At 26.2% G+C, this 12732-nt stretch carries 4 protein-coding genes; 1 reads left to right on the forward strand and 3 read right to left on the reverse strand.

The features are described from left to right. Positions 1-3 precede the first annotated feature (3 nt). The 3 genes from AXW82_RS02310 to AXW82_RS02320 form a co-directional block, all read right to left on the reverse strand. On the reverse strand, positions 4-1728 hold the full coding sequence (locus AXW82_RS02310) for a hypothetical protein (protein WP_004794270.1): 1725 nt from the start codon (positions 1726-1728) through the stop codon (positions 4-6). Positions 1729-1948: 220 nt separating this feature from the next. Beyond that, positions 1949-7873 (reverse strand): beta-N-acetylglucosaminidase domain-containing protein, encoded by a 5925-nt coding sequence (locus tag AXW82_RS02315; RefSeq protein ID WP_004794274.1) that lies wholly within the window; start codon positions 7871-7873, stop codon positions 1949-1951. Between the two features lies 1 nt (position 7874). Beyond that, a complete protein-coding gene (locus AXW82_RS02320) occupies positions 7875-9110 on the reverse strand; it encodes a hypothetical protein (protein ID WP_004794275.1) in 1236 nt (411 codons plus the stop codon). Positions 9111-9246: 136 nt separating this feature from the next. On the opposite strand from AXW82_RS02320, the gene AXW82_RS02325 reads away from it, so the two are divergent. Further along, positions 9247-12660 (forward strand): sialidase family protein, encoded by a 3414-nt coding sequence (locus AXW82_RS02325; RefSeq protein ID WP_004794278.1) that lies wholly within the window; start codon positions 9247-9249, stop codon positions 12658-12660. The last annotated feature ends 72 nt before the right edge of the window (positions 12661-12732 follow it).

Below are 12732 nucleotides of genomic sequence, written 5' to 3' on the forward strand. Positions count from 1 at the left end.
TTTTTATTTAATCTTTCATTCTAATTTTTCATCAGGGTTTCCCAATCTACCAAAGTAGTATGATCCAAAAGAATCCCTATCTTTTAAAATTATACTTTGTAATCTTAATTCTTTTGTTTCTGAATCAAGTAGTTTCTTAGAAGGTTTAATTTCTAAAATTGTATTTTCTTTATCCCCATTTGCCTTTGTAAGAACAGTTACATCAATTTCATCATCGTTCGCATTATTCCCTGGAGTTAAATCTTTTATAATTCCTAAAGCAAATTCTTTAGATTTTATATTGTCACTAAACTCTAAATATATCTTTTTATCAGAAATATAAGAGTCTACTATATTAGGGAATAAAGATTCTTCTGTCTTTGTATTTTTTGTAACAGGGTTTTCAAAAACATATTCTTTATCCATGTATTTTATACTTTTAATAAAGAAATCAGTAACTTTTTGCGATTCAGCATTTCCTTTTTGTGAACTTGCAGGTACTGGTAATATGCCTTTAGCAATCAATTTACCTTCATTTCATGATAAAAGAATGTCAATTGGTCTTTCTGTCTCATATGTTGGAACATTTTCATCCCCTACTTTTCCTAGACCATAAATTATTTTTGCAGGCTTCTCGGTTGGTGTGCTTGTTAAACCTTCTACACTTTCTGCATTAGAAACCCCATTAAAGTCAATTGTTACTAATTTTAAACTTCTTAATCTTTTACTTTCTTCGCTAACTCCCGGTAAATCCACTAATTTTAAATCATCTTTCAAATTAATGCGTAATTTAGATTTATCATTTTTAAACATTGGATCATCAAATAAATAAATATGATAATTTCCTGATTTTCTTAAAATAATTTTGTTCAATTCTGCATATAATGCCTTTTCATCTTTATAATTCTTGCTTACAGAAAGTTCCAATACAGAGTTTTTGTCTGATCCTTTTCTTTTTACAACTTTTCATGTTAAATCATCAAAACCAAGTTCTGATTTTTTATTACCGTTTTTCAAAGCAGTTAATGAAAATTCGTGTTTAGAAATATCCTCATCAAATTCTATATAAATTTTCTTGTTAATAGAATAAATATCAACAATATTGGCCGCATTTTCATAAGGCTTAGCAAGAATTTCGTTAGATACAACATATTTTTTGTTGTTGTATGTAATAGATTTTACTTTATATTCTTTCAAATCTAAAACTTTGCCATCTATATAAGATTGTTGTGGCAAGGAAACTATCCCTTTTACTTCTAGTTTGTTAATATCCTTTTTATATGTAAGGAAAACATATTCTGAAAGATCGATATTTTTTAATGTCTCTTCTTTATTATTTACCTTAACTTCAAAAGAAATGGAAATTTGTTTCTTTGAATTTGTTAATTGCTTTACATCTTCGAAATCATCTCCTTCAACATTAAATAAAAAATCTTTCAATGTCATTCTCAACGACTTAAACCTTGATGACTCATCTGCTAAATCTGGTAAGTCTACGCTATCATATGTTCTTGTTGGTGTAGATGATGAAGTACCTGGATTCTCATGAGTATTCCCTCCATTTGTTGGTGGTTGAGGTGTAGGTTTTGGTTCTTCAACAGGGGGTTGAGGCTTTTCAACCGGTGGTTGAGGTGTAGGTTTTGGTTCTTTGTCTTTGTTTGTTTCCGTTGGGCTACATGATATAAATAAAGGAAGTGAAGCACAACTTAAAGACCCTAATATTAAAATTTTTGATAATCTTTTTTTCATTTTTCTCTCCTATCATTATCTTTCTTTTTTATTATACGCTTTTTTCGATTTTTAAAACAAAACATGGAAATTACCATATTTTATAAAAAAGACCTAAAAACTTATTAATTTATTGATTTAAAAAGTTTTTTTGAATTAATTTTTAATTAATACTTAGATAAAAATAAAAGAAAATAAAAATATCCAGAATAATCTGAATATTTTCGTCCACTAAATAAATTTAATTATTTTTCTTTTTAGGCAAGTATTTTTTTACAAAAAAACCACCTAAAACACCTAGAGTGACAATCGTAAATAAAACCCCTAATACAATGAATGTTTTATTTGTTGTCTTGCTATATTCTTCATTCTTCGAATTTTCTTTATTATAAAGAATAATATCTTTTTTAATTTCATCTAATATATTATGATTATAAGCACGTTGAATTCTTTCCGAAAAAATATTATAAACATTCTTATTATCTATATTTTTTATGAGATTATTTAGAACTTCTTTATACTTAATTAGTTCATTTTTATAATTTATATCATTTAAATTATAAACATCATTTAAGAAGTTTAGAATATCATTTTCATTATTGCTTAAGCTATTTAATCTTTGAATCAATTGGTCTTCTATTATTTTATCTGAAATCATAGCTATCTTCGATCTAACAACATCTTTTTGAATTTTAAATTCTTTTTTAGAATTTTCGATTTCTTTTATAAAATCAAAAACCTTTTGTTCACTTATATTATTTTTTTGTATAGCGTTGTAAGCATTTGTTAAAGAATTATTATAACTAACTGTACTTTCTGGAACCATTAAATCAAAAAGGTGTAAATAATTATGTTCTAGATAGTTATCAAGCGGTTTTAATATACTTGTTTTTGTATTCTTATATTCATTTAAAGAAAGCACTAATTTGTTACTTTCTTGTTGAATAAAGCTTAAATCATTATTTTCTTTTTCTAAAATAGACTCTGTTTCAGATATTGCTTTATTAAGATTTCTAATTGCATTTTCTCAATTAACTGAATCTCTAGATGAGATTTCTTTTGCCTCTTTTAGTAACTTTTTAAGTGAAGATATCTCAAATCCAGTGTAGTTATACTCAAGAGAATTATAAACTCTATAATATTCTTGGATTAAATCAAAATAGTTAGCTGGCGTGAAATTACTTTCTAATAGCGATTTTCTCAAATCTTCTGCTTTAGAATCAAGTTCTTCTAAACCATTAGACTTATACATATCTCGGTTAATTTGTTTATGCATATTAAATAAATCACTAGCTATAGCTCTTTGTTTAACCGAAAATTCTAATGAATTCTTAGCTTCACCTAATAGATTTATACTTTCAGATTCATCATTGATTGAAAAATTGTCTAAATCTTTTAAAGATGTTTCTATCTTATTCACTAAATTTAAATACTTAGAAAAAGATTTTGATGTATAAAAGTTATTTTTATTGTTTATTTTTTCTTTGATTGCTTCTTCAAGTAAGGTTCCGTTAGATTTTAACTCCGCATGACTTATTATAAATCTTAAATTATTTTTTAAATCTTCAATTGAACTTTGAGAAACAAATCCAGAATCTATAACTTTTTTCGCTTTGTTTTTGACTAAATTAAACTTTTCTTTATCAACATTTATTCAATTAGTAAAATTTTCTGGTTCAGTTTCAATAAGATTTTGAAGTTCACTTTTATCAACAATTGATGAAGATTTATCAATAGGCAAGATTTCGTTAATAATTGGTAAATCATCTTTTCACGTTATTATTATTTCTAAAAGTTTTTTATTAATGTTAGTTGGTAATGCAAATGACATTAAATTGTTAACTATATATCCTAATTGGATAACCTCTTCAGAGTTAGTCTCTATATTAAATACCTTTGCACTTATAACAGTATCTAAAGATGTTTTCTCGCTAAAAATTTGGATATCCTTATTTTTAAATTTCTCATCATCAACTACAAGTTTTAGAATCCCGTTCGCACTTTCTGACTCAAAATTAGTTAATAAGTCTTTATCAAGGATATTAGAAGGATTTTTAGAAAGATCATTACCGATTGCATTTAGGTCAAAATCTTTTTCTGGCGAATCTTCGTTATTTATTATGATTTCATTAATCTCTAAATCACGATTCTCAGGATAATTTTCTCTAACTGATATTTTTATATATCTAATATTACTAATATCTAAATTGTCTTGGCCTCAGTATCTAAACCCAGTTTTATTTTCATCATATAATCCTGTAATTACGTTTTCAAGTTTTTCATTACTGTTATTTCTAGGTATTTCAAATACTCTTCATCAATTATTTTTATCCCTAGAAACTTCTACTAAGAGATTTCTGGGGAAATTATAGCTGTTTTCTGATGTGAATATTTTTAATGAATTTATATGGATATTTTGAGATAAATCATAAATAATATATTTTCCATTTGTTGGTGATTTAAAAATATTGCTTGTTTCTAAATCATTATCAAATTCATTATTTAATTTTGAGTCAATTTTATTATTAAAGTTTGTTTCAACAATATTTCCGAAATTTGTTTTTTCTGATGTTAGCACTTCTAAAGAATTAAAATTAATAGTAATTTGAGAATCTTGCGAATTCTTAATTATTAAATACCTTCCCTTAATACCTTTATATAGGTTATCTAAATTAGAAATTTCCTCTCAAACACTGCCGTTTGAAGAGACAAAGAATCTAAGTCCACTAGATTCAAAATTTGCTTTAATTTGATTTATTTTAAGTATTTGTTCAAAATCTAAACCAATAAATTCATTAGGTTGAATTGCAATTTCTTTAGATGTTGAAAAATCAGAATTTATAAGTTTATATAACCAAGCTTCCTTAATAGCACTAAATTCATTTTTCTTTGTTTCATCAGATATGTATACCAAATTATTTTGTGGTAGTTCTTTATCCACAATATCAACAGAACGTAACGCTCATCATCTATTACTATTTTGAGTAGAAAGAATCCTTATACCATTCATTTTTCCAACATTCTCTGGTACAGAAATTCATGTTTGAAGATTATCATTATCGCTAGATAACTCTTCAGTTATGTCAGTATAAGTGTCGTTTACGATTTTTTGTATTTTAAAATGTCTTAAAACTTCATCTCTACTTTGTAAAATTCTAATTGTTTTAATTTCTTTAAAATCATTAAACAAAATATCAAGATGATCATTTTGCATTATATTTCCATTATTACCAGCATGACTCATTCAAACGTATGATGATTCGTCGTTATCTGTTATGAATTCAAATCTATTGTTTCTTGCCGAGTCATTAATAGATGGGTTACTTGGTATAGCAAGATTTGTGCTTTTTACTGTAAAGGTTTGCTCTTGATGTTTTTGAGGACCCCCTGCTTTAAAGGTTCCTAAACGCCATCAAGCATTTCTCTCTGTATCAATAACTAATTTTATTTTTTGAGTAAAAGCATACCCAGTAACAATTTGTTTTCTACTACCATCTAGCTGATGTGATCCAAATCTTTTTCAACTATTTGAAGCTTCATCAAAATATTCAATATGAAAATTTGTGTGAACATCAGAAGATCTAGAAGCACCTTGTTCAACTAATACTCTAGTTATTTCTCTTTTTGAGGGGTAGGAAATACTTACTGATGAGTTTTGTCTCATTTTATCAATGCTATGAGATGTTAGTCATCATTCTGAATTAGGGTTATTATCAAAAATATTTCTATTTTCATGCCCGTTTCTCGTTTGTATATTTGGAGTATCTGCTGAATTGAGAGTTGCGTCAGTATATCATTTTTCCTCAATAATTTCTTGATCTCTATCATTAACTACAAAGTTAAATATTCTAATTCATCCATCATCGGGGTTTTGAGATAAGTTTCTAACTCTTACAGATTTAACATTTTTTATATTTAATGAATCAATAGTTACTGGACTAAATGTACCACGCGGAGCTCTCCTTACCTCTCCTATTTGTTGTCACTCTGTATCACCAAGCAATTTATATTCAAAAACATAATTGTAAAAGTGATCACTTCCATCGCCCATTTTAACATAAATTTTATTTAATGTGATTGGCTTTGAAAATTCGGTTCCAAAATAGTCGTTTTCTCTAATTTTATTTGAGTATCCATCAAAAACAGACACTTGATTATTAGATTTAAATAAAACTTTATCAGTTGAAGTACCATATGCTAAATTAGCATTTTTTCCTCTACTACTAATAAATTCGTGTTCAACCTCATCTATAGATCTATCGATTGAAAAACCATATGAATTCTTTATTAATACTCACAATTTTTTTAAGCTTGGTAAAAGTTTTTCTGCACCACCATTAAAGGTTAAGTTCTTTTTAGGTAACTTTAAATCATTAATTTCAGAAATTAATTTTTGTGCATAAAATACACTTTCATTTAATTCTGAAAAAAGATTGTTTTTATTGTATAAAAGTGCTGAGTCTAAGAATAAAAAGGCTTGACTAATCATTGATATTTTATTTAATCAAGGCTTAATAGAATCGGTGAACTCTACTTCATGTTTTTTTAATATATCAGTATCATTCTTTAATTTTGAAAAAATCTTTCTCAATTCTTTCAAGTCTTCTTCTTGATAGGTGTTGTTTTGAACTTTTTGATAAAAGACCTCAAAAAATGATTCAAAAGAAGAACTCTCAGAAACTGTTATAACTTCGTTTTCATGTTTGTTAAATTTTTTAATATGTTTTGAAACATTAATAAAACTATCTATTATAGGGTCATTAATGCTTTCAAGATTTAAAATTGATCTTATTTCTTTTCTAATTGAAAAACTAGACGTATCATTGTTTTCTTTAAAAATATTCGAAAACTGATGCACAAAAAAATCGTTAATTGATTTGTTTGATCCAAGATTCAATATATAAGAGTTGATATTTTCTAAATGGCTATATGAAAGAGAAAAAGAGTTGTGTAAATTTAGATTTAATAAACCTTCATTAAATGCTTCAGGCCAATTTAAGATAAGATTTGCCTTTTTATGTGTTTCTCTGTAAAAATTATCGATAAAGTCATTATTTATAACGTTATATTTCTTATCCCCAGACATTACAACAAATACGTTTTCATTGTAATTAGCTAAGTTACTTAGATTATTGATATCCGATTGATTATTGGTAAAGTAATAAATCTGATTATTTACGTGTTTTAAATCCTTAATTGAAGATAATCAATTTGTAATGTCATTTAAAAATCTTATTTCTAAATCACTATTAATTCTATTTCCATCAATTGAATTAAAAGCAAATGACTTAATACCAAGGTCAATTAATTGATTAATTTTACTCTTCACCAATTCTAAATCAAATTCATAATAACTGCCAGATGAAATAGGTTCGTTGCCAAAAACATTTAACCCGTAAATAAAATCAATATTCTCCGATAAAGCAAAATTATTTAGCTCTTTAACGTTCTTTAAATCTTCCTCATTGTAAAGAGTTCTTCAATCACTCCAGTTTTTTAAGTTTTGTTTATTAAAATAAGAATATTTGTTAAATCCGTGTTTTTTAGCATTTAAAATATTGCTTTTTATAACTTCATTAGAGAAAGTTGAAGAATCTTGAATTACTCTATTTTTTACAGCGAAGAAATCATTTAAAACAAAATCTTGAGTTACATTATTATCTAAACTTTCAATAATGTCTTTTATCTTTTCAAAAGAATAAAATAGACCATTATCACTATTTGATTGTATAAAAAATAAATTATTTTTAGATTCTATAAAGTACTCATCATTGTGTTCTGTTGAAAAATTAAATAAGATACTATTTGAAATGAATGTTGAATCAACAAGTTCGTTTTGGAAGCGCAAATCACTTATGAAAATGTTAGTTGCTTCATTATCAATTTTTTCTGAGATAGTAACATCAAATCCTTTAGAAGTTAAAAAGGCATTGAAAGAATCAAGTTCTTTTAGATTATTAGAAAATGCAATTATATTGATCTTATTTTTTAAAATGCTATAACTATTTTTATAAGAAATAGATTTTGCCAAAACATTTAAAGAAAAATTATTTTCTACATTTTTTTCAGATGAGTCGTTATTAGATGCGGAAATGAATAGTGGTGAAGCAAAAATTGGAGACAAAGCAAAAATAGTTTTAAAGATTCTTTTTTTACTAATTTTCATCTTATGCCTCCTTTTTGTCAACAATTATTGTATAAATTTTATATTCACCAAAATCATTATATGAAATAACTTTATAAGTTTTTTGCTTTTCTTTCTCACTAACCACATACTTAACTGTAGTTGTTGCATTTGTAAAAATCTTAAAGTTATCATCGAAATCTTGTGAATTAATATTAATTATTTCTGAATTACTTTTATATTTAACTCCGTTATACTCGTACTCGAAAATATCATTACTTTGACTGAAATTTAATATATCTTGTTTATCAATCCCTTTAAATGCAATATTTGTTATACCTAAAATGTGATTTCTTCCTTGGTTATCTTGAGCTGGTTCTCAATGAATTCTAATTCAATTTGTTTTAACGGTCTTAAAAGAAATTACCTTTGCATGAGCTGTATTTGCTAAAGTTCCGGACATTCCCACCATTGGCCCTAAATCTTCGTCTGTTATTTTATCTTGATTTTCTACATTAATTCAATTCTCTCCATCTTTTGAGTATTGAACAAAAATTCTCTTAGGTAACTTACCACTTGAGTTTCCTTGGCTAGCATGAAGTCAAAAATTTACTTCAAACCTCGAAATATTTGTTGGTTCTTCTCAATGAAAAACTAAATTTGTATCTTGTTCTTCACCAAATTTACCTCAGTTATCTCACCTAGAACCACTAAATCTATAATCACCTGAACGATCAATAAGCTTAGGTAAATTGCTACTATTACCGTCACGGGTGCTTTTTTCCAAATCAATAGTTCAACCTTCTTCCTTTGAAGAATAATCACTCTCATTTATATTTGATTTCAATTGAGTGATAACATAAGTTTTTACAGGAAAATCATGGCCTTCATAATTAACTATTCCATTAATAGTGGTATCAGAGAAAATTTGTATATCATTATCTACGGATCAGGAAACAGGATAGAACTTAGATTGATTTTGGCTATTAACAAATTTTAATTCTGAAGGTAATTTATCCTTAATTAGGATATCTCCACTAAATTGTTTTACTATAGGGAAAATAGGTATGTAGTCATTATTAGTGCTTTCCACTACTTCTGATAACTGTTTTTTAGGAGTTAAATTAGATAGTTTATTTGTAAATTTAATGTTTTCATCATATTCTCCATTATTTTTTTTATTGTGGTTACTAATTTCGCTATTTGAGCATGAAATAACCAAAAAAGAAGATACTGAGATTAAAGATGTAAGAGATAGAATTTTAAGCATTTTTTTCATGATAAGCCTCTTAAAATTTGAATATTTATAATATGTTATAAATTATAAAGAATTTTATGTTCTTTTTGATAAAAATAAATTATGAAATTTATAAAAGTTATCAATACTAAGAAAATAAAAATGATAAAATTTTATTATGAAAAAAATTAATAAAAAATTAGCTGTATATCTGCTCTTATCAGGAGCACTTATAACATCGACTTCTTTAGCAATATATTTCTATGCAAATAGTCAAAAGATTGAGAAAAAGAAGAAGAGCAATTCATTTTCTGATAGTCAAATTAATGGTTTTGAATTTAACATCCCTGAAAAAGATAATACTTTTGTTCCTAACAATAATAACCATAACGACTTTATTGAGCAACCTGAAAAAAGTGATGTCAAATTTTATAACTTTCAATTCAAAAAAAGTGATGTCGATGATTCTTCGTTTATAAGTTTAAATTTTGAAGGTACTAAACTTTTATCAGAATCAAGATTACAAATTGAACTTGAGGACAACAATAAAAATTTAGTCGTTTTAGATAAGTTTAAAATCAATAACGAGAACAAGGAAGTTATTTTTGATACTAGTGATCTAACTAATAATAGAAAGTTCAATGTCAAGACAATTACTTTAAATGATCAATTAATTAAAAATGATAACGACATTGATGATGATGCTGAGAAAATTTCATTTTCTACAATCCCATCAAATACTTTTATAGATTTCGAAAACAGTAGGATTATTGAATCAAATGAAAATTCAGCCACTATTGAAATAGAGTTAAAAACTCAAGATAATATAAAAGAAATTTCAAAAAGTGCAGTATCCCTTTCGTTTGCATACAAAAACAATAATTCTAAAAACTATCTTAATATAACTGGTATTTTAAATAAAAAACAAGACAAAATATTTATAACAGCTAATTTAAATAATTTAATACATGGGGAGTCATATTTTTTAGAAAAGGCAAAATTTATTAGTAAGCCAAAAGGATTGTTTTATAACATCAATAATAACTATGAAAACGCTTTTTATGACTTTAACAAATCAAATAATAAAGAACACGAATTCGTAATACACACAGATTCAGAAACATTGTTTAAAAATAACTCTAAATTTGAATTTGAGGTTATTGGTGAAATGAAAAGCGATCCATTTGAAAATGATCAAAATGAAATTAAATATCACTTAAGTGGTGTTGTTTTGGATAAAAGAAAAATTGATTTTTCTAAAATTAATGAAAATCTAAAACTAAAATTTTCTAAAGTCGGTAGCGAAGAAACTGATGTTTACGCCTCAAAAATAAGTTATGACCCAAATGAAAATAAGCTTTCTTTTGAGATAGAAAATTCAAATAGTGGTGACCAATTTATATTAAAAGAAATACAAGTAAAAAATAATGAAACAGAACAGTTTGAGAACTTAGATATAACTAATGTTGATAAAAAACTAATTATTGAATATCCGATTTCTAAATCGCTTGAAGTTGATTTGATAAATTCAAGATCATGAGAGTCTTCTTTATACCCGAGTTACGTATTTATTAATTTAAAATTAAAAAATAATTGAAATGATGAAAAAATCGAAAAGTTACTTGATCAATTAACGAAAGATGATTATTCGGAATCCAAAAAGAATTCAATAAAGAATGTTCTAGCAAATATTATTTATGATAATTATAAGAAAATAGTTAAGAATAATAATGTTGATATTGATAATAAAATAATAATTTTAAGACTTTCTGACCCAGCTGATGATAGCAACTTTTATAGTCAAGATAATAATATTTTTTATTTCCTATTAAATGAAACTAACAAACATTTCAAAAATACTAAAGATATTGACGAAAAATGAGATATAGTCAATAATAGCAACACAATTTCTATTTCAATGATTAAAAATCCATTTATAAGCAACAACAGAAATGGAACAGCAATTGAAAATGATCACTTTAAAATAAAAAGACTAAGTAGCGAAACATTATTTGCTCACAACGAAGACGGATCACACTCATATCGTATCCCAAATGTTACTAAACTTAAAAACGGAAAAATCCTTAGCGTTGTGGATAAAAGAGTAGAAAACATTAGTGACTATAATAACTCAATTTCACAAGTTTTTAAAGAATCATTAGATGGCGGAAAAACTTGAAGCCAAAATAAAGAAATCTTAAAAATAGCTGTTCCAAAGAAAAACAATCGTGGTATAGCTATAGATGGTATAATAACAGAAATTGAGTATTTTGATGAAGAAACACAAACTAATAAAACAAAGCTTCATTTTATTGTTGATATTTTTCCAGGAACAAATACTGGTGTTCCACATTTATCATCGGGTAACCCATGATTCTATATAGGTGATCAAGGTTATCTAAAAATGTGGACAAAATTAAATAACAGAAATAATTTTGATTCTAGATCATCAGTATTAAAGCGTGTAGAAGGAAGAGGAAATTGATTTAGAAGATATATACTACCAGCTGGTGTTTCATTTAACAATAATTTCACAGCAAGCACACAACTAGAAGAAACAAATACATATGTGGATATGAATTATCATCAAGATACAAAATCAATTTCTGGTAGAGTATATGAAAATGTCATGGAATCAGATTTTGATGATCCAATGGCATTAGATTCTAAAAAAACTGAGCACAGTGTTTTTGATGAACCAAGAAAAGTTACAAACGTAAACAATAATACATTTGAACCATTAAGAAATGAGCATGCTGTATATGCCTTAGCCATAAATAGCCACCTTGCAACACTAGAAAGTTATGATGAAGGTAGAACATGAACTAACTTACAATGGATTGATGAAAAACTTTCAAGACATAGAAATAATCATAAGTTTGTAGGTACTGGGGTAGGAAACGGAATACAACTTAAACACCAAGCAAATGCTTCTATAAATGGTAGAGTAATTATACCTATGTACTCTATGAATAACAATGATCATTATATGTTTTTCATATATAGCGATGATAAAGGAAAAACATGAACCAAATACACACCTAATGGATTTAAAACCAACCTATCTGAATCATCTTTTGTTGAAACAGAAGACGGTACTTTATATTGATTCGCAAGACATACAGGTAGTTTTGGACAAAATACATTTAGAACATTTATTTCAAAAAGTACAGATGGTGGTATGACTTGAAGCAGTCCTGATAATGACACATCTAGAAAAGGTAAAGATATGCAAATTGGTAATCCTTACGATGCAAATATTTTTTCAGGTATTGATCACTTTAGATGGAAAAATAAAGATTATTTTATTTTCTCTCTTTCAAAATCTGCAGTCAGAAGAAATGGTTATTTATTTATAGCAGATGCAACATTCGAGAATATTGTTGAACTATTTAGGTATGATGATAATCAAAGAGAGCATTTTGCTTATAGCTATGCGCTTGTTACTAATAAAACAGAAAACTATATAGATTTTATTAGTATTTATGAAGCTTCTGAAAGGTTTAAAATTATAGATGGTGGATTTGATAACTCTAGACCAAAAGGTGGAGAAATCCAATTAGACAAATTTAGATTATGAATTAAAGATTAACACCCTAATTATGGGTGTTTTTCTAATTAAAAACAACGAAATTTAGCTAAATTTATTTATAAATAAATAAAA

The organism is Mycoplasmopsis canis PG 14 (assembly GCF_001553195.1).
In the GTDB taxonomy this organism is placed as follows: Bacteria; Bacillota_I; Bacilli_A; order Mycoplasmatales; family Metamycoplasmataceae; genus Mycoplasmopsis; species Mycoplasmopsis canis.